Origin of the sequence: Thalassovita sp. (genome assembly GCF_965218685.1) — a bacterium.
GTDB lineage: Bacteria > Pseudomonadota > Alphaproteobacteria > Rhodobacterales > Rhodobacteraceae > Thalassobius.
This window is the reverse complement of sequence record NZ_OZ244657.1, coordinates 2,061,321-2,080,288: the sequence shown is the minus strand read 5'-3', so window position 1 is coordinate 2,080,288 and position 18,968 is coordinate 2,061,321. Positions and strand designations below refer to the sequence as shown.

Here is an 18,968-nt window from a genome sequence, read left to right as displayed (position 1 = left end):
CCCTCGCAATTCATCAGACGTAAAACTATCTAGTGATGAATTGGCGGCACATCAATATCTCAAAAAGAGTATTCTCGATCAAAACTGCCAGAGTGCTGGGACAAAGTGATAGGCATCCCCGTCACGGGCCACGTGGCCGACACCGGGGAACGGGAAGTGGTAGCCCACCACGGCGATCCGGTCGGCGGCGCACATGTCCAGCAAGCGCCGGCGCGTGGCCACGGTCAGCTCTCCGTCTGCATCGATGTCGTTAAACCAGCCGGGGTGCTGAAAACTCAAATAGGCATGGGACATGCTGTCGCCCAGGGCAATCAACTGCTTGCCACCATCCGCCAGCACCACACTCAGATGGCCAAGGGTGTGACCGGGCGTTGCCATGACGCGCACACCGGGAACAACCTCGTCGCCGTCCTCCAGCAGGTTCCATTCAACCCCGTCACAATTGATCGAATTGACGGCCCCAAGCACGAATTGCTGGTCGGTAGGATCCACAATGTTGATCAGGTCATCCTGCATCCAGTGGTCATGTTCGACACGGCCCATGAAATATTCCGCGTCAGGGAAAATCGCCTCGTCGAAATCATCGCGAATGCCCCAGATATGGTCAGGGTGCGCATGCGTGATGACCACATGGGTAATCGAGGCCGGGTCCACCCCCGCTGCCTCCAGATTCTCCATCAGCCGGCCCACAGTGTCAAAGAACCGGTTGCCCGAGCCGACATCGACCAGCACCACCGCGTCGCCCTTTTCGATCAACAGGTGGTTGGTATGCGAATAGGCCTCGTCCGGCGACAGAAAATGCTGCTCAAGGAACGCTTGCACCAGCGCAGGTTCCGCGTTCACGCCCAGCCCACTGGTGGGCAGCGAAAAATATCCGTCCGACAGGATCGTCAGCTTCGCCTCGCCCAAGGTAAAACGGAAATGCGCCGGATTCTCGCCGGTTGGCGGGCTCAATTGCGCTCGCGCGGCGCCAGGCAAGGCAAAGGCCGGCGCCATTGCGGCCAGTTTCAGAATCTCTCTGCGGCTGGGTTTGAAAATGGTCATGTGCGCCTCCCTCATCTATTCGAAACAATACCGAGGGAAAGTCTAAACGCAATACAATTCGTGAATATGTTCCAACGCAAAACGGGGCGCCATACAGCCCCCCGTTCACACAAATCTCTCAGTCAGCGCCCAGCCCGAGGAAGCGCCGGGCAGGCGCTGACGAGAAATAAGGCGCGCGCGCCAGCGCGCTCCTTCAGGTCAACCGCACTTGGAATGACCGCAGCTGCCGCAGGTCATGCAGCCCTCGACCATGCGCATGTCGAACTGGCCGCAGCTGGGGCAAGCCTTTCCCTTGGGTGCGTCGTCCAGGTTGACCACCTGCGCTTGCGGATCGGCCTTCAGGCCCATGCCTTCGCCTTCAATGAAACCGATGCGGATCAGGTGTTGTTCGATCACGCCACCGATCGCCGCCAGGATCGAGGGAATGTATTTACCCTGCATCCAGGCACCGCCACGCGGGTCGAACACGGCTTTCAGTTCTTCCACCACAAATGACACATCCCCACCCCGCCGGAACACGGCCGAGATCATACGGGTCAGCGCCAGCGTCCAGGCATAGTGCTCCATGTTCTTGGAGTTGATGAACACCTCGAACGGACGGCGGTGGCCGTTGATCAGAATGTCGTTGATCGTCAGATAGATAGCGTGCTCGGAATCGGGCCATTTCAGTTTGTAGGTATGGCCGTCCAGCGCCTGCGGACGATCCAGCGGTTCGGCCATATAGATCACATCGGCGCCGGTATCGACCTCGGGGGCCTTGTCGCTGTCTTCGGCGACAGACAGGACCGAGCCTGTCACGTCATTCGGGCGATACGTGGTGCAGCCCTTACAGCCGGTCTCGTAGGCCTCCATATACACCTCTTTGAACGCGTCAAAGCTGATGTCTTCTGGGCAGTTGATGGTTTTCGAAATCGACGAATCCACCCATTTCTGCGCGGCGGCCTGCATTTTCACGTGGGCCAAAGGCGCCAGCGTCTGAGCGTTCACGAAATAGTCGGGCAGCGGGGCGTCGCCGAATTTATCTCGCCACATCTGCACGGCGTAATCCACGACTTCTTCTTCGGTGCGGCTGCCGTCTTTTTGCAGAACCTTGCGGGTATAGGCATAGGCAAAGACCGGCTCGATCCCCGAGCTGACATTGCCCGCATACAGGCTGATCGTGCCGGTGGGCGCAATCGAAGTTAGCAACGCATTGCGGATACCGTGCTCGCGGATTGCGTCCCGCACGTCATCGTCCATCTGCATCATGTTGCCCGAGGCCAGATATTTGTCGGCATCAAACAGCGGGAAGGCACCCTTTTCCTTGGCCAGATCGACCGAAGCCAGATACGACGCACGCGCAATCTGTTTCAGCCAGGTCTCAGCCATGGCGGCAGCCTCATCGGTGCCGTACTCCAGCCCGACCATCAGCAGCGCATCCGCCAGCCCGGTCACGCCCAGACCGATGCGGCGCTTGGCCTGGGCTTCTTGGGCCTGCTGCTCCAGCGGAAAGTTCGAGGCATCGACCACGTTATCCATCATGCGGATCGCAGTGGCGACCAGATCACCAAGGGCTGCCACATCCAGACCCGCGCCGGGGCCGAAGGGGTCCTTGACCAGGCGGGCCAAGTTGATCGAGCCCAGCAGACAGGCGCCATAGGGCGGCAGAGGCTGCTCGCCGCAAGGGTTGGTCGCCGCGATCTGCTCGACATAGTTCAGGTTGTTGGCCTTGTTGATCCGATCGATGAAGATCACACCGGGTTCGGCGAAGTCATAGGTGGACTTCATGATCTTGTTCCAAAGGTCCCGCGCTTGCAGCGTGTGATAGACCTTTTCGCCGTATTTCAGCTCCCACGGGCCATCAGCCTTGACGGCCTCCATGAAGTCATCCGTGACCAGAACCGACAGGTTGAACATGCGCAGACGGGCGCTGTCGGACTTGGCGGTGATGAAGTTTTCGATATCGGGGTGGTCACAGCGCATGGTGGCCATCATCGCGCCGCGACGGCTGCCTGCGGACATGATGGTGCGGCACATCGCGTCCCACACGTCCATGAAGGACAGCGGCCCCGAGGCATCGGCGGCCACGCCCGCCACCGGCGCGCCCTTGGGCCGGATCGTGCTGAAGTCATAGCCGATGCCGCCGCCTTGCTGCATGGTCAGCGCGGCCTCTTTCAGCATGTCGAAAATGCCGCCCATGCTGTCGGGGATGGTGCCCATGACGAAGCAGTTGAACAGGGTCACCTTGCGGCCGGTGCCGGCGCCTGCGGTGATGCGGCCTGCGGGCAGATACTTGAAATCCTCCAGCGCGGCATAGAACTTCTCTTCCCAGGTTTTTGGGTCTTTTTCGACCTCTGCCAAAGAGCGCGCGATTCGCCTCCAAGTATCCTCGACCGTACGATCAACGGCGGTGCCGTCAGCCTCTTTCAGTCGGTACTTCATGTCCCAGATCTGTTCGGAAATCGGGGCGGCAAATCGTGTCATGGCAGGTTCCTGTTTGTCCGTGTTCTTATATTATCATCCGAAAGGCGCGGCAGATACATCCTTCCGAGGGGGTCTCGTCTAGGCCTTGATCCGAGCCCGGTCAACGCTAAATCTGACGAAATGAAAACTTATCGACAACACTGCATTTTGTGTTTGACGATGAAACCATACACCATCTATAGAGCTTTGTCATGAATCTCATCAAACTCAGCGTTGGCACGGAAAGCGTGGAAACCCTGACCGCCTGGCAGCAGTTGCCGCAGGCTCAGGGGCCGGACGGGTTGCCGCGACACGTCACACGCATGTGGCCCAAGCGCGAGTCCGAGATTCTGAACGGCGGGTCGATCTATTGGGTGATCAAGGGCATAATCCAGTGCCGTCAGCGCGTCTTGCGCATGGACGAGGTGATCGGTTCAGACGGGATCCGCCGCTGCGCCATCGTGCTGGAACCGCAACTGCATCGCACCGCCCAGGCGCAACGCCGCCCCTTTCAGGGCTGGCGCTATCTCAAGCCCGAAGACAGCCCTCCGGACCTGCCCCCCGGCCGCAAAGCCGAGGATGCGCTGCCGCCCGAGCTGTCGGCCGCCTTGTCCGAGATCGGCGTGCTTTAAGCCGGGGCTGATCCGGTCAGTCGATCCGCAAAAGCTTGACCAGTTCCTTCATCGTAGCCCGTTCGGCATCTGCCACCGGCGCCTTGCGCGAACGGAACAGCGTTGCCTGGCTTTTCAGCACCAGCCCGTCCGAAAGGATTTTCAGGTGGTTGGCGCGCAGCGTGTCCCCGGTCGAGGTGATATCGGCCACGGCCTCGGCGGTTTCGTTCTTCACCGTGCCTTCGGTCGCCCCCTGGCTGTCCACCAGCTGATAATCGGCCACGCCATTGTCGTACAGGAACTCGCGGATCAGGCGGTGGTACTTGGTGGCAATGCGCAGACGAAAGCCGTGGTTGGCGCGAAAACTGGCCGCCGCAGCGTCCAGATCGTCCAGCACGTCCACGTCCACCCAGCAGTTGGGGACCGCGATGATCAGGTCAGCGTGGCCAAAGCCAAGCTCGGCCATTTCTTCGACCTGCTGGTCCCACTGGCCCAGTTTTTCGCGCACCAGATCGGTGCCGGTCACGCCCAGATGGATGCGCCCTGCGGCCAGTTCGCGAGGGATCTCGCCCGCCGACAGCAGCACCAGTTCGACCCCGTCCACACCTTCAACAGCCCCCGCATATTCGCGATCCGAGCCGGTGCGCGACAAGGTAATGCCGCGTTCACCGAACCATTCGAAGGTTTTCTCCATCAGACGCCCCTTGGAGGGCACACCCAACTTCACGCTCATTTGCCTGTCTCCACGTCGATCAGTCGGTCGGGGCGGATGACACCGCCCACGGCGGGGATTTCTGCGCCCTGCCCCAGCACTCGGGTCAGCGCATCATAGCGCCCGCCTGCGGCAACCGGGGGCAAATCGGGGCGCGATGACTGATAGAAGCCAAAAACGAACCCGTCGTAATATTCCAGCGATGTCCGACCATAGCTGGCCTCGAAATCCAAACTGTCCACATCGACGCCGCGCTTGGCCAGGGCCTTCATCCGCTTGGACAGACGCTCAACCGCGGGCTCGATCGCGGGCATATCCACAGCGATGTCGCGCAGATGCTCCAGCGCGTTGGGCAGGCTTTCGCGGACGGACAAGATGGCATCCAGCAGCGAAACCTCGCGTTCGGACAGTGGTGGTGTGGCGGCATCGGCGCGCAGAGTTTCGATCCGCGCGGCGACCTCGGAACGGGTCCGCAACCCGATCTGGGGTGCGTTGCCAGCGAATGGATCAGCGGCCTTTAGCAGCGCCTTGCGGGCTGGCGGCACCGGGGTACGTCCGGCATAGCGGTCGATCAAAGCGCGGAACCGGCGCGGATGCCAGATATGACGGCGCAGCGCGGCCTTGCGCGCATCCGAGGTATCCAGCCCGTCCACGGCGGCCATCAGGATGCCGATATCACCGGTCGCGGCCCGCAGCGGCACATCGCCCAGCGCAGCGCGGATCACGGTGAAAACTTCGGCATCCGAGTCGATGGGGTTGTCGCGGTCAAACACCTCGTATCCGACCTGAACATATTCGTTGGGGCGCGCGGCGTCGTCCTCTTGGCGGCGGAACACCTCGCCGGCGTAGGTATAACGCGCCGGTTCAGCCCCGTATTTCATGTGCATCTGCACCACGGGTACGGTGAAATCGGGGCGCAGCATCTGCTCGCCGCGCAGCGCGTCCGAGGTCACATAGGCACGCGCGCGAATATCCTCGCCATAGAGATCCAGCAAAGTGTCCGCCGGTTGCAGGATCGAGGTTTCCACGACCTGAGCCTTTTCGGCCTCGAACACGGCGCGCACCTGGTCAGCGCGTGCGCGAATAGCTGCGCGTTCCATCAGTCCTGCCCTTCCAGAATTTCGCGCACCTTGGCGATCAACTGTTCGCGCGGCACCTCGTATTGGCTGGGGCGCTCTTTCCATTCTTCCAGAGTCGCGTTCTCGGCGATCTTGGCACCAAGGATCAGGTCCTTGATCTGCACCACGCCATTGGCCTTTTCATCGCCACCTTCGATCACAGCGATGGGGCTGTTGCGCTTGTCCGCATATTTCAACTGGTTGCCAAAGTTCTTGGGATTTCCCAGATAAACCTCGGCGCGGATGCCTGCGTTGCGCAGCTCGGCGACCATGGTCTGATAATCCGCCATACGGTCGCGATCCATCACGGTGATGATCACGGGGCCGGTGGCCTGAGACTGAACACGCCCCTTTTCGCGCAGGGCGGCCAGCAGGCGGTCAACACCGATGGACACACCCGTCGCGGGCACTTCTTGCCCGGTGAACCGCTTGACCAGATCGTCATAGCGCCCACCGCCCGAGACCGAACCGAATTGCCGTTTGCGGCCCTTTTCGTCAAAGATTTCAAAGGTCAGCTCGGCCTCGTAGACCGGGCCGGTATAGTAACCCAGACCGCGTACAACGCTGGGGTCGATGTCGATCCGGTCGGGGCCATAGCCCTGCGCCTGCACCAGCTCTGCAATCGTCTCCAGCTCTTCGATGCCCTTCTGACCAATTTGCGATCCGCCCACGGCGGCGCGCAGGTTGGCCAGCGTCCCGGCTGCATCCGCAGCCTTAGAGGTCAGGAAGGCAATCACGGGCTCGGCCTGATCATCCGACAGGCCAACCCCGTCGATAAACGCCCCCGAGGCATCCAGACGCCCCTTGGTCAGCAGTTCGCGCACGCCGGCCTCGCCCACCTTGTCGAACTTGTCGATGGTGCGCAGAACGGCGTCGTGATCGGCGGCCTCGCCCAGGCCCATCGCCTCGAGCACACCGTTCAGAACCTTGCGGTTGTTGACCCGCACGATGTAGTCACCGCGCGGAATGCCGACGGTTTCCAGCGTATCAGACAACATCGAGCAGATCTCGGCATCCGCTGCCACGCTAGCCGCGCCAACGGTGTCCGCATCACACTGATAGAACTGGCGATAACGCCCCGGTCCGGGCTTTTCGTTGCGCCACACCGGCCCCATCGCATAGCGGCGATAGGGGGTCGGCAGGTCATTGCGATGCTGAGCATAAACGCGCGCCAAGGGCGCGGTCAGATCATAGCGCAGCGCCAGCCATTTCTCGTCATCGGCTTCTTGCCAGGCAAAGACGCCTTCGTTCGGGCGGTCCACGTCGGGCAGGAATTTCCCCAACGCCTCGACCGTTTCCACGGCACTGCTTTCCAGCGCCTCGAACCCGTAATGATGATAGACCCCGGCGATCTGCTGCAGCATATGAGCGCGCTCGGTCACTTCAGCGCCGAAATAGTCGCGGAACCCCTTGGGCGTCTCTGCCTTGGGGCGGGGGGCTTTTTTCTGCTTGGCCATCATCCAGGTCCTTGCCGGTAAACTCGCGCTCGCGTCTATCGGATGCAGCCCATGGGGGCAAGACGGCAGGAGCCGAAAGGGCCGCAAACAAGGCTTCACCCCAGCCGTAGCCGTGCTATATCCTGACCCTGATCCAAAAGCGGAGCCCCAAATGACCGAGATCGAAGAAAAACTGGCCCATCTGACGCGCACGGTGGATGATCTGTCGGATGTGGTGGCCCGCCAGCAAGACGAGATTTCAGTGCTGAAACGCCGGGTTCAAATGCTGTTAGAGCGCGCCGCACAGCAAGAGACGGATCAGGGCAGCTATATCTATACCGGCCCCGAAAAACCGCCGCATTACTGAGGCTTATTCAGACCAAAGCGCCGGATCCATCCAGAAATCCGGCAGCTCCAGCGTGCCCGAGGGCAGCTCTTCGTCCAAAGACAGGGATTGCCACGCCGAGGCCCAACCCTCAGGCAGCGCATAGGGGGGCGTGACGGCATCTTCTTGCTGAAACCCGAACCGGCCATAGTAGTTCGGATCGCCCAGAACCAGCACCTGCTCGGCACCGCCAGCCAGCACGGCCTCGATCCCGGCCTGAACCAGCGCGGTGCCGATCCCGGCTTTCTGATGCTCAGGAGCAACAGCCAAGGGGCCCAGCAAGGCCGCTCGGTGCCCATTGACGGTCCCGTGCGCAAAACAGACATGCCCCATTGGATTGTCCAAAGACCCAGCAACAAGGCTGATCACATCGGGCTCGCCGATCATACGTTTCAGCAGCGGCAGCAAATCTTCGTCGGGAAACGCCTTGGTATATAGCGCATTCAGCGCGGGCAATGCAGTCGTGTCATTCTGGATAATCTCGGTCATCAGACCTCCTGTACGTCTACGACGCCTGCAAGGCTTTTCAGCGCGCCCTTGATCTGCGGATTCACGGGGAAATCATCGCCAGCGTCGATCTCGACCTCGCCGGGCAGTTCGGGGTGGATCAGGCACAGCTGCACCGGCCCCTTTCCCGACCCGCGCACGGCCTCGCGGGCTTTTTCCAGAATGTTGGCAACGCTTTGCAACGCCGCGGCATCCTCGATCAGCACCTTCAACCCCGAGCTTCCCGCATCCGCGATTACCGTGTCCATCGCCGCGACCGAGCGCCCCATCGGGTCGAACTGCCCCTCGTTGAAGCGCCCCTCGAGCGTCATCACAACCTGGTTGGTCTGCTCGAACACCTTGCGCGTGGCCTCGAAATCATCGGGGAACATGACCATCCCCGCCACCTGCCCCGTGGGGTCGCTGACGTTCATTCGGAAGAACCGCGTGCCCCGCCCGGATTTACGCTCTTGCAGGCCCGACACCAGCACGCCCACCTTGTCCCGCGCCACGCCGTTGTCTTCGGCCTTGAGACGCAGCGCCTCAAGCGTGAGGACTTTTTTCCGTTTCAAAGCAGGCAGATAATCGTCCAGCGGGTGGCCGGTCAGGTAAAACCCGACGGCCTTGTGTTCCTCGGCCAGCCGATCGGCGGGCAGCCAATCCTCGACCGGCAGAATGCGCGGTTCCGGCAGGTCGTCACCCGCTTCGCCGAACAGGGATACCTGGTTCGAGGCCTTTTGTTCGTGGATCGCAGAGGAATAGCCAACCAACGCGTCCAGCGCCTCGAATACGCGGCGGCGGTTGGGGTCCAGCTGATCAAAGGCCCCGGCGCGGGCCAACATTTCCAGCGGACGTTTCCCAACCCGTTTCAGATCCACACGGCGGGCGAAGTCAAACAGGGTCGCAAAGGGTTTATCTACGCCGTCCACTCGGCGCCCTTCCGTGATCAGCTTCATCGCCTCAAGGCCCACGTTCTTCAGCGCGCCCAGCGCGTAGATCAGCTTGCCATCGACCACATCAAACGTTGGCAAGGCGCGGTTCACGCAGGGCGGCACGATCTCGATATCCAGCCCGCGCCGCACCTCCTCGGCATAAATCGACAGCTTATCCGTCAGGTGGATATCGCAGTTCATGACGCCTGCCATGAACTCGGCAGGGTGGTTGGCCTTCAGCCAGCCGGTCTGATAGCTGACAACCGCATAGGCCGCTGCGTGCGATTTGTTGAAGCCGTAGTTGGCGAATTTCTCAAGCAAGTCAAAAACTTCGCTGGCCTTTTTCGCGGGAACCCCGTTCTCGGCGGCGCCCTGTTCAAACTTGGGGCGTTCGGCGTCCATCGCCTCTTTGATCTTTTTACCCATGGCGCGGCGCAGCAGATCCGCGCCCCCCAGCGAATAGCCCGCCATCACCTGAGCGATCTGCATCACCTGTTCCTGGTAAACGATGATGCCTTGGGTTTCCTCAAGGATGTGGTCAATCAGCGGGTGGACGGATTCGCGTTCTTTCAGGCCGTTCTTGACCTCGCAATAGGTGGGGATGTTTTCCATCGGACCGGGGCGATACAGCGCGACCAGCGCCACGATATCCTCGATACAAGTGGGCTTCATCCGCCGCAGCGCGTCCATCATGCCACTGGATTCCACCTGGAACACGGCCACCGTTTTGGCGCTGGCGTACAGCTTGTAGGTCGGCTCGTCATCCAAGGGAATTGCGCCGATATCATCCACGGCGCCCTCGGGTGGCTCATACAACTCGGTCCCGTCCGGGCCGATATGCAAATGCCGCCCGTTTTTCTTGATCAGATCCACCGCGTTCTGAATGACAGTCAGAGTTTTCAGGCCCAGAAAGTCGAACTTGACCAGCCCGGCCTGTTCGACCCACTTCATGTTGAACTGCGTCGCCGGCATGTCCGAGCGCGGATCCTGATACAGCGGCACCAGACGATCCAAAGGACGGTCGCCGATCACCACACCCGCCGCGTGGGTCGAGGCATTCCTCAACAGCCCCTCGACCTGCTGGCCATAGTCCAACAGGCGCTTCACCACCTCTTCGTTGCGGGCTTCTTCGCGCAGGCGTTCCTCTTGTTTCAGGGCCTCGGCGATGCTGACAGGTTTGACCCCTTCGACCGGGATCAGCTTGGACAGACGGTCCACCTGGCCATAGGGCATCTGCAAGACGCGCCCGATATCGCGCACGGCGGCCTTGGACAAAAGCGCACCGAAGGTGATGATCTGCCCCACCTTGTCGCGCCCGTATTTTTCCTGAACATAGCGGATGGTTTCCTCGCGCCGGTCCATGCAGAAGTCAATGTCGAAGTCAGGCATCGACACACGTTCGGGGTTCAGGAAACGTTCAAACAGCAAGGAGTACCGCAGCGGGTCCAGGTCAGTGATCGTCAGTGCATAGGCCACCAGCGAGCCCGCACCCGAGCCCCGCCCCGGCCCCACAGGAATGCCGTTATCCTTGGACCACTGGATAAAATCCGCAACGATCAGGAAATAGCCGGGAAAGCCCATGCCCTCGATGATATCCAGCTCGAAATCCAGTCGTTCCTGGTATTTTTCGACGGTGTCGGCATGTGGGATCACGGCCAGTCGGCGCTGTAGCCCCTCGTTGGCCTGACGACGCAACTCCATCACCTCGTCATCGGCGAACTTGGGCAGGATGGGATCACGGCGATAGGCCATGAAGGCGCAGCGCCTGGCGATTTCTACCGTGTTTTCAATGGCCTCGGGCAGATCAGCAAACAGCGTCACCATTTCCTGCTGTGATTTGAAATAATGCTGAGGCGTCAGGCGGCGGCGCGGCTCGACCTGATCGACATAGGCGCCCTCGGCGATGCAGATCAGCGCGTCGTGCGCCTCGTACATGTCATCCTTGGGAAAGAAGACATCATTGGTGGCCACCAGCGGAAGGCCCAGATCATAGGCCATTTCGACGAAGCCACGCTCGGTCAGGCGCTCGGCTTCGGGCAGTCCGTTCTCACCGGGGTGACGCTGCAGTTCAACGTAGCAGCGGTTAGGGTAGATCTGGGCGAACCGGCGCAGCATCTGTTCCGCCTGCGCGCGGTGTCCGGCCTGAAGCTCCAGCCCCACAGGGCCCAGTGCCCCGCCAGTCAAGCAGATCAGCCCCTCCGAGAACTCTTCAAGCTCTGCAAAGGTTACCTGCGGCAGCTGCCCGCCCTTGTCCACGTAAAGGCAGCTGGAAAGGCGCATCAGGTTTTCATACCCGGCCTCGGACTGCGCAAGCAGCACCACCGGCGCGGGGTCTTTTTGTTTCTCACCCGGCTCGGGCTGGTGCCAGGCGACGTCCACTTGACAGCCCATGATCGGCTGGATGCCCGCACCGCTGGCGGACACGGCGAATTCCAACGCCGAGAACATCGAGTTCGTGTCCGTAACGGCGACCGCGGGCATGTCCATGTCGGCGCAGACCCCCGGCAGTTTTTTCAGGCGTATCGCGCCCTCAAGCAAAGAATACTCGGTGTGGACGCGCAGGTGAATGAATCGGGGATCAGTGCTCATGACGGACATCCTATGCCAGCCGCCCGGCACCGGGAAGATGCGAAACGTCAGTGGCGTAATTCATAGGCGGTAACGGTCCCGCGATAGTAAGGTTGATACTGGCCATCGCGCATGTATCCAACCTCCCCACGGGTGGGGATGCGGCGGCCCGCAAGGGTTTTGTGATCAGAGAACACTCCCCGCCATTCGCGCAGGATCAACTGCCCGTTTTCCAGGGCAGGTCGGTCCTTGGCGCGCATTTCGACCACGTCGCCAGCTTTGTTCAGGATCAAATCCACCGAAACATCATGTAGCGTAACGCGAAAGACGTTCGGCGCGGGGACCGCCCAGCGCAGGTCGGGGTTCGCCAGGATCGCATCGGGCGCCCAGGGAAGTTCGGCCAGAAACCGCATCGCTTCGGAAACATCGACCTCGGGGCCTTTGGCGCGCACCACGGGAATCGCCCCTAAAAGCCGCACGATGAGCTGACCCCGGCGCTGCACATACGCGTCGATAACCCTAAGCCACACCAGACCCGCCTTGGTTTGGCGCGCTTGCCAGACGAAACCTGCTTTCGTGACGTCAATCCACTGCTGCGCCAGCAAGCGCTGCCATGCGGCACCGGGTGACAGCTCCATTTCTGCATTCTGAGTCAAATACACCCCCGAAGGCGTTCCAGTGGCGCCACATCTGGCCGCATAGGCGCGCACCTCTTCTGGCAAGTTTCCCTTTACGACCCAAGGCTTAGTTGACATTTCCTGCAACAAACGGCGCAGCTCTGTCCGCGCCCGCCATCGCCCGATGGCCAACCCCAGAAAGACAGCCCCCGCCAATATCAACACCACCCAAACAGCCCAAATCATGTCAGAAATCCTCTGGTTGACCGGCACAAAGCCTGTGCCCATTTTCCGTGCAAACGCTTCGATGACAACAGGACAAATCGCCAGTTTTTCTTGCCAAACGGTCAAATCCGCGCTTTGCTGAGGCGAACAACAGGGGCCTGTCCGTTTTCTACGCCGCATCGAAGACGGGCATTACTGGCAAATATCCGGTAAGGCGGCGGGTCATAAACATCATGGATGTCACCTTTCTTCTGAACGGAGAGAGCGTGGAGCTGCGCGACGTGAATGCCACCGAGACGCTGCTTGACTGGCTGCGCAATGCACGCGGCCTCACGGGAACCAAAGAAGGCTGTAACGAGGGGGATTGCGGCGCCTGCACTGTCATGGTGCAGGACGAGGACGGCAATCGCGCGCTGAACGCTTGCATCCTGTTCCTGCCACAGCTTAACGGCAAATCCATTCGCACGGTCGAAGGTCTGGCCTCGCCCTTGGGCGATCTGCACCCTGTGCAGAAGACGATGATCGAGCATCACGGCAGCCAATGCGGGTTCTGCACGCCGGGGTTTATTGCCTCGATGGCGACGTCGCATTTGAACGGGGACACCGATCACGCCACCGCCCTGGCAGGCAACCTGTGTCGCTGCACGGGCTACGTGCCGATCCTGCGCGCGGCCAAAGCCGCCGAGGATCAGCCAGCCCCGCCGCATCTGTCGGATTTCACCCTGCCCGATGCGTCGTCGGCCCTTCAGGGCGACGTGGTGCAGCCCGAAACCGCGGATCAGCTGGCCGAATGGTATATGGCCAACCCGGATGCCACGCTGATTGCCGGGGCAACGGATGTCGGCCTGTGGGTCACCAAAAACCTGCGCACCCTGCCCAAGGTTGCCTTCTTGAACCGCTGCACCGATTTGCAACAGATCACGGAAACCGAGGACAGTATCACCATCGGCGCGGGCGTCACCGTTGCGCGGTTGATCCCGCTGATGGATGAGCTGCACCCCTCGCTGGGGCAGATGCTGCGCCGCTATGGTTCCGCGCAGGTGCGGGCGGCGGCGACGATTGGCGGGAACATCGCCAACGGCTCGCCCATCGGGGACGGCCCACCGGCGCTGATTGCCTTGGGGGCCACCTTGCATCTGCGCCGCGATCTGTCGCGCCGGGAAATCCCGCTGCAGGATTTCTTTGTCGACTACGGCAAGCAGGACCGCGCCGAGGGCGAATTCGTCGAGGCGATCACCCTTCCCAAACAGGCCGACCGGCTGAAATGCTATAAGCTGTCGAAACGGTTTGATCAGGATATCTCGGCCGTGTGCGGGTGTTTCTACATTGATGTGGCGGAGGGCATGGTTACGGGCGCGCGGATCGCTTTCGGCGGCATGGCGGGCATTCCCAAACGGGCTACCCATGTCGAACAGGCCCTGATCGGCCAACCGTGGACCGACGATACCATCGCCGCCGCATGGGAGGCCTGGGCGCAGGATTTCACCCCGCTCAGCGATATGCGGGCCTCGGCTGAGTATCGGCTTGAGGCCGCGCGCAACATGCTCAGCCGCTATTTCCTTGAGGACTTGGGTGGGGATGTGTCCGTGCATGATGTGAGCGCGGAGGTGCAGCCATGAGCGTGACCCGCCCCCTGCCCCACGACGCCGCCCACCTGCATGTGACAGGCCAGGCGCGCTATGTCGATGATATCCCGACGCCGGCCGGCACGCTGCATCTGGCCTTTGGGCTGTCCACAATCGCTGCGGGCCGGATCGCCGCGATGGACCTGACGGATGTCCGCACGCTGCCCGGTGTGGTGGCGGTGCTGACGGCCGAGGATCTGCCCTTTGCCAATGATGTCTCGCCCTCGGCCCATGATGAACCGCTGCTCAGCGACGGAACCGTGCATTTTGTCGGCCAGCCCTTGTTCATAGTGGTCGCCGAAACCCATCTGATCGCACGTAAGGCCGCGCGTCTGGCCGTGGTATCCTACGAAGAATCCACCCCGATCCTGACGATGGACGAGGCTTTGGCCGCTGACAGCCGGTTCGAGGAAGGCCCGCGCATCTATACGATGGGCGATGCGGATGCTGCGATTGCCGAGGCTCCGAATGTTGTCGAAGGCGCGCTGGAACTGGGCGGGCAAGAGCATTTCTATCTGGAAGGTCAGGCCGCCGCGGCCATACCGGGCGAGGATGGCGATATGCTGATCCACAGCTCGACCCAGCACCCGACAGAAATTCAGCACAAGGTGGCCGAGGCGCTTGGCGTTGCGATGCACCGCGTCCGCGTGGAAATGCGCCGGATGGGTGGTGGTTTTGGCGGAAAGGAAAGTCAGGGCAACGCGCTGGCCTGCGCCTGCGCAATCGCAGCGCGACTGACCGGCAAGCCCTGCAAAATGCGCTATGACCGCGATGACGACATGGTCATCACCGGCAAACGCCACGATTTCCGCATCACCTATCGTGTGGGCTTTGATGACGAGGGGATGATCCAAGGCGTCGATTTCGTGCAATTGACCCGAGGCGGCTGGGCGCAGGATCTGACCCTGCCCGTGGCGGACCGGGCGATGCTGCATGCGGACAACGCCTATTACCTGCCCAACGTGCGGATCGAAAGCCATCGGTTGAAGACCAACACCCAAAGCGCCACAGCCTATCGCGGGTTCGGCGGCCCACAGGGGATGGTGGGGATTGAACGCGTGATGGATCATGTGGCCCATGCGCTGGGGATGGACCCGGCTGAGCTGCGCCGGCGCAATTATTATGACGCGATGGAACCATCCACCCCCGAAGGGGCGCCACAGGCAAAGGCACGCAACCTGACGCCCTATGGCCAGCAGATCGAAGACTTCGTGCTGGACCAGATGACTGACCAGCTGCTGCAAAGCGCAAGCTATGCTGAACGGCGCAAGGCCGTCGCCGCATGGAACGAGGCCAACCCGGTGCTGAAGAAAGGGATTGCCTTCAGCCCGGTGAAATTCGGGATTTCCTTTACGTTAACCCACCTGAATCAGGCCGGGGCTTTGGTGCATGTCTATCAGGATGGCTCGATCCAGATGAACCATGGCGGCACCGAGATGGGGCAAGGTCTGTTCCAGAAGGTGGCACAAGTGGCGGCCAGCCGGTTCGGCGTGGATATGCAGGTGGTGCGCATCACCGCCACGGATACGGCCAAGGTGCCCAATACCTCGGCCACGGCAGCCTCGTCCGGGTCGGACTTGAACGGGATGGCCGTGAAAGCCGCCTGCGATGAAATCCGCGGGCGGATGACCGAATTTTTGCGCAAATACAGCGGCGCGCAGGATGTGAGTTTTGCCGATGGCAAAGTGAAAGCGGGCAAGCTGGAGATGAGCTTTGCCGAGGCCGCAGCGCTTTGCTATCAGAACCGGATCAGCCTGTCGGCAACGGGGTTTTACAAGACACCCAAACTGGCCTGGGACAGGATCAAGGGCGAGGGACGGCCGTTTTTCTATTTCGCCTATGGCGCTGCGGTGACTGAGGTGGTTGTGGACACGCTGACGGGCGAAAATCGCATCTTGAGGGCGGACATTCTGCATGATGCAGGGGCCTCGTTGAACCCGGCCTTGGATATCGGTCAGGTCGAAGGCGGCTATGTGCAGGGCGCAGGCTGGCTGACCACCGAAGAACTCGTTTGGGACGACAAGGGGCGGCTGCGCACGCATGCGCCCTCGACCTACAAGATCCCGGCGTTTTCCGATCAGCCTGATGTATTCAACGTGGCGCTTTGGGATGGTCAGAACCGCGAAGAGACGATTTACCGGTCCAAGGCCGTGGGCGAGCCGCCCTTTATGCTGGGGATTTCCGCGTGGCTGGCGCTGTCAGATGCGATCTCGGCCTGCGGTGCGGACTATCCCGCGCTGGATGCGCCCGCGACCGCCGAACGCTTGTTGACCACAATCGGGAGGCTGCGCGATGGGGTTTGATCTGGACGCGTTGCGCGCTGCCGTTGCGACGCACGGACGGGTGGTTCGCGTGGTAATCGCCGCGATTGAAGGGTCCAGCCCACGCGAGGTCGGCGCAGCGATGCTGGTCTGGGAAAGTGGCCAGTCCGGAACCATCGGCGGCGGCGCGCTGGAATTTCAAGCCGCAACAGAGGCGCGCAGATCAAAGGCAGATCGGCTGTCCCGGCACGCCTTAGGGCCCGAGCTGGGCCAATGTTGCGGAGGGCGTATCACCCTGCTGCAGGAAGTTTATGACCAGCCACGGCTGGAAACGCTGACAGGTGAAGTGATTGCCCGCCCTGTTGATGGCTCGGACATGCCGCTTGCCGTCAAACGCACCCTTGCCCGGGCACGCTCGCAAGGCGAGGCGCCACAGACTGAACTGATCCAGGGCTGGTTCATTGAACCGCTCCACCGTCCTCAGCAGGCGCTGTGGATCTGGGGCGCGGGGCATGTGGGACGCGCTCTTGTGACCACGCTTGCCCCCCTGCCGAACCTTGCGATCACTTGGGTGGACACTGCCCCCGAACGTTTCCCCGATCCGCTGCCCAAGGGTGTCACCGCGCTGCCCGCTGCCAAACCCGAGGTTCTGGCCGCCCACGCCCCCAGGGACGCGCAACACTTGATCTTGACCTATTCTCACGCGCTGGACCTGGCGCTTTGCCACGCGTTGCTGTCGCATGGATTCGCCCGCTGTGGGCTGATCGGATCACAGACAAAGTGGGCTCGATTTCGCGCGCGGCTGCAGGATCTGGGCCACCAGTTGGCAAGCATTTCGCGCATTGAATGCCCCATTGGGGACCCGACGTTGGGGAAACATCCTCAGGCCATTGCGATCGGCGTGGTGCGTGACATACTGACAAAAACGGAGCGTAAGACTCCGCAACTCAAGGGAAAAACCGGGTGACAGGGACGCTGCTTTCGATACAGGGCCTGACCAAGGCCTATCCGGGGGTCGTCGCAAACAGCGACGTCTCGTTCGACATCAAAGAGGGCGAGGTACACGCCCTGCTGGGGGAAAACGGCGCGGGGAAATCCACGCTGGTCAAAATGATTTATGGTCTGGTCAAACCTGACAGTGGCACCATGACCCTGCGCGGCGAACCCTTTTCCCCGGCCGAACCGCGCAGCGCGCGCGCTGCCGGTGTGGCAATGGTGTTCCAGCACTTTTCCCTGTTTGACGCATTGAACGTGGCCGAAAACATCGCGCTTGGCATGGAAAATCCGCCAAAAATGGGTGATCTGGCTGCGCGGATCAAAGAGGTCAGCGAGACCTATGGTCTGCCGCTGGACCCCTATCGCACGGTTGGGGACCTGTCTGCGGGGGAACGCCAACGGGTCGAGATCATCCGCTGCCTGTTACAGGACCCGCGCCTGTTGATCATGGACGAACCCACCAGCGTTTTGACCCCGCAAGAGGTCGAAATCCTGTTCCGCACCCTGCGCAAGCTGACCTCGGAGGGGGTGGCCATCCTGTATATCAGCCACAAGCTGGAAGAAATCCGCGCCCTGTGTGAAAGCGCCACCATTTTGCGACTGGGCAAAAAGGTCGGCACCTGTACCCCGCGCGAGGTTTCGGCCCGCGAAATGGCCGAGATGATGGTGGGCAGCCAACTACATGTCCCCGAGCGCGCCGGGGGAGATCTGGGGCCGGTTCTTCTGGAACTGACGGATCTGGCGGTCAAATCGCCGTCGGAATTCGGGACCTCGCTAAAAGGGATATCGTTACAGGTACGCTCGGGTGAAATTCTGGGAATCGGAGGGGTTGCCGGGAACGGTCAAGACGAGCTGCTGGCCGCCCTGTCTGGCGAAATCCTGACCGCACCGGGCAGCGTAAAAATGGAAGCACAGCCCGTGGGCCGGCTGGGTCCTACCGCGCGGCGCAAACTGGGCTTGCTGACCGCGCCCGAGGAACGGCTGGGACACGCAGCCGCCCCGGACATGAGCCTGACAGAGAACGCGCTGCTGACGGCCTCGGTTCGGCAGGGGCTGGAGAGCAATGGTTTTTTGAAATGGGGAAAGGCGCGTGAATTTGCCGAGGCCGTGATCGAACGGTTTGACGTGCGCACCCCCGGCCCGGGAAATGCCGCGCGATCCCTGTCGGGGGGCAACTTGCAGAAATTCGTCATTGGTCGCGAAGTGATGCAACTGCCAACGGTGTTGATTGTGAACCAACCCACATGGGGCGTGGATGCCGCTGCCGCCGCCGATATTCGTCAGGCTCTGCTGGATCTGGCGGCGGGCGGGACCGCGGTGATCGTCATCAGCCAGGATCTGGACGAATTGATGGAAATCTCGGACCATTTCGGCGCGCTGAACGAGGGGCGCCTGTCGGATATCCGCCCCGCACGCGGCCTGACGGTGGACGAGATCGGCCTGATGATGGGTGGCGCCCATGGCATGGAGGAAGCACATGTTTAAGCTGTTGCCTTCATTGAGTATTTAT

The 18,968-nt window shown here is 61.4% G+C and carries 14 protein-coding genes; 6 read left to right on the top strand and 8 right to left on the bottom strand.

The annotated features are described in order from the left end of the window. Positions 1–78: 78 nt before the first annotated feature. Both ACOQOQ_RS10360 and ACOQOQ_RS10355 read right to left on the bottom strand, forming a co-directional pair. Positions 79–1,044, bottom strand: a complete 966-nt coding sequence (locus ACOQOQ_RS10360) for an MBL fold metallo-hydrolase (RefSeq protein ID WP_420566913.1) — start codon at positions 1,042–1,044, stop codon at positions 79–81. 198 nt (positions 1,045–1,242) lie between these two features. Next, positions 1,243–3,507 (bottom strand): adenosylcobalamin-dependent ribonucleoside-diphosphate reductase, encoded by a 2,265-nt coding sequence (locus ACOQOQ_RS10355; protein WP_420566912.1) that lies wholly within the window; start codon positions 3,505–3,507, stop codon positions 1,243–1,245. Between the two features lie 191 nt (positions 3,508–3,698). On the opposite strand from ACOQOQ_RS10355, the gene ACOQOQ_RS10350 reads away from it, so the two are divergent. After that, positions 3,699–4,118 (top strand): DUF1489 family protein, encoded by a 420-nt coding sequence (locus ACOQOQ_RS10350; protein WP_420566911.1) that lies wholly within the window; start codon positions 3,699–3,701, stop codon positions 4,116–4,118. A 16-nt stretch (positions 4,119–4,134) separates the two neighbouring features. On the opposite strand, the gene hisG is transcribed toward ACOQOQ_RS10350, so the two are convergent. Genes hisG through hisS form a run of 3 tightly spaced genes read right to left on the bottom strand, consistent with a single transcriptional unit; the run spans position 4,135 to position 7,384 of the window. After that, positions 4,135–4,830 carry an ATP phosphoribosyltransferase gene (hisG, locus tag ACOQOQ_RS10345; RefSeq protein ID WP_420566910.1) on the bottom strand — a complete coding sequence of 232 codons (696 nt, stop codon included), beginning with the start codon at positions 4,828–4,830 and terminating at the stop codon, positions 4,135–4,137. Next, positions 4,827–5,912 (bottom strand): ATP phosphoribosyltransferase regulatory subunit, encoded by a 1,086-nt coding sequence (locus ACOQOQ_RS10340; protein WP_420569758.1) that lies wholly within the window; start codon positions 5,910–5,912, stop codon positions 4,827–4,829. The genes hisG and ACOQOQ_RS10340 overlap by 4 nt, the downstream gene beginning before the upstream one ends. Beyond that, complete coding sequence (hisS, locus tag ACOQOQ_RS10335) at positions 5,909–7,384, bottom strand: histidine--tRNA ligase (RefSeq protein ID WP_420566909.1); 1,476 nt, start codon at positions 7,382–7,384, stop codon at positions 5,909–5,911. Before hisS ends, ACOQOQ_RS10340 begins: the two co-directional genes overlap by 4 nt. A 151-nt stretch (positions 7,385–7,535) precedes the next feature. On the opposite strand from hisS, the gene ACOQOQ_RS10330 reads away from it, so the two are divergent. Beyond that, positions 7,536–7,730, top strand: a complete 195-nt coding sequence (locus ACOQOQ_RS10330; RefSeq protein ID WP_420566908.1) for a SlyX family protein — start codon at positions 7,536–7,538, stop codon at positions 7,728–7,730. A gap of 3 nt (positions 7,731–7,733) precedes the next feature. On the opposite strand, the gene ACOQOQ_RS10325 is transcribed toward ACOQOQ_RS10330, so the two are convergent. From ACOQOQ_RS10325 to ACOQOQ_RS10315, 3 genes are read right to left on the bottom strand one after another with little or no spacing between them, the layout of a single operon-like run. Further along, entirely contained in the window at positions 7,734–8,237 is a 504-nt protein-coding gene (locus ACOQOQ_RS10325; protein ID WP_420566907.1) for a GNAT family N-acetyltransferase, read from the bottom strand. Next, positions 8,237–11,755: a DNA polymerase III subunit alpha gene (dnaE, locus tag ACOQOQ_RS10320; RefSeq protein ID WP_420566906.1), complete on the bottom strand. Its 3,519-nt coding sequence runs from the start codon at positions 11,753–11,755 to the stop codon at positions 8,237–8,239. The genes ACOQOQ_RS10325 and dnaE overlap by 1 nt, the downstream gene beginning before the upstream one ends. A 47-nt stretch (positions 11,756–11,802) precedes the next feature. Beyond that, entirely contained in the window at positions 11,803–12,597 is a 795-nt protein-coding gene (locus tag ACOQOQ_RS10315; protein WP_420566905.1) for a DUF6544 family protein, read from the bottom strand. A gap of 212 nt (positions 12,598–12,809) precedes the next feature. Between ACOQOQ_RS10315 and xdhA the strand changes: the two genes are divergently transcribed. The 4 genes from xdhA to ACOQOQ_RS10295 are packed head-to-tail and all read left to right on the top strand — an operon-like array spanning position 12,810 to position 18,943. After that, positions 12,810–14,195 carry a xanthine dehydrogenase small subunit gene (gene xdhA, locus ACOQOQ_RS10310; protein WP_420566904.1) on the top strand — a complete coding sequence of 462 codons (1,386 nt, stop codon included), beginning with the start codon at positions 12,810–12,812 and terminating at the stop codon, positions 14,193–14,195. Continuing rightward, positions 14,192–16,504, top strand: a complete 2,313-nt coding sequence (gene xdhB / locus ACOQOQ_RS10305; RefSeq protein ID WP_420566903.1) for a xanthine dehydrogenase molybdopterin binding subunit — start codon at positions 14,192–14,194, stop codon at positions 16,502–16,504. The genes xdhA and xdhB overlap by 4 nt, the downstream gene beginning before the upstream one ends. Then, positions 16,494–17,429, top strand: coding sequence for a xanthine dehydrogenase accessory protein XdhC (gene xdhC, locus ACOQOQ_RS10300; RefSeq protein WP_420566902.1), 936 nt, complete (start codon positions 16,494–16,496; stop codon positions 17,427–17,429). The genes xdhB and xdhC overlap by 11 nt, the downstream gene beginning before the upstream one ends. Then, entirely contained in the window at positions 17,426–18,943 is a 1,518-nt protein-coding gene (locus ACOQOQ_RS10295; RefSeq protein ID WP_420566901.1) for an ABC transporter ATP-binding protein, read from the top strand. Before xdhC ends, ACOQOQ_RS10295 begins: the two co-directional genes overlap by 4 nt. Positions 18,944–18,968 lie beyond the last annotated feature (25 nt).

Excerpts from the sequence above, each read along its gene's own strand:
- ACOQOQ_RS10360 (WP_420566913.1), bottom strand. The coding sequence starts at position 1,044 with ATGACCATTTTCAAACCCAGCCGCAGAGAGATTCTGAAACTGGCCGCA.
- ACOQOQ_RS10355 (WP_420566912.1), bottom strand. The coding sequence starts at position 3,507 with ATGACACGATTTGCCGCCCCGATTTCCGAACAGATCTGGGACATGAAG.
- ACOQOQ_RS10350 (WP_420566911.1), top strand. The coding sequence starts at position 3,699 with ATGAATCTCATCAAACTCAGCGTTGGCACGGAAAGCGTGGAAACCCTG.
- hisG (WP_420566910.1), bottom strand. The coding sequence starts at position 4,830 with ATGAGCGTGAAGTTGGGTGTGCCCTCCAAGGGGCGTCTGATGGAGAAA.
- hisS (WP_420566909.1), bottom strand. The coding sequence starts at position 7,384 with ATGGCCAAGCAGAAAAAAGCCCCCCGCCCCAAGGCAGAGACGCCCAAG.
- ACOQOQ_RS10330 (WP_420566908.1), top strand. The coding sequence starts at position 7,536 with ATGACCGAGATCGAAGAAAAACTGGCCCATCTGACGCGCACGGTGGAT.
- ACOQOQ_RS10325 (WP_420566907.1), bottom strand. The coding sequence starts at position 8,237 with ATGACCGAGATTATCCAGAATGACACGACTGCATTGCCCGCGCTGAAT.
- dnaE (WP_420566906.1), bottom strand. The coding sequence starts at position 11,755 with ATGAGCACTGATCCCCGATTCATTCACCTGCGCGTCCACACCGAGTAT.
- ACOQOQ_RS10315 (WP_420566905.1), bottom strand. The coding sequence starts at position 12,597 with ATGATTTGGGCTGTTTGGGTGGTGTTGATATTGGCGGGGGCTGTCTTT.
- xdhA (WP_420566904.1), top strand. The coding sequence starts at position 12,810 with ATGGATGTCACCTTTCTTCTGAACGGAGAGAGCGTGGAGCTGCGCGAC.
- xdhB (WP_420566903.1), top strand. The coding sequence starts at position 14,192 with ATGAGCGTGACCCGCCCCCTGCCCCACGACGCCGCCCACCTGCATGTG.
- xdhC (WP_420566902.1), top strand. The coding sequence starts at position 16,494 with ATGGGGTTTGATCTGGACGCGTTGCGCGCTGCCGTTGCGACGCACGGA.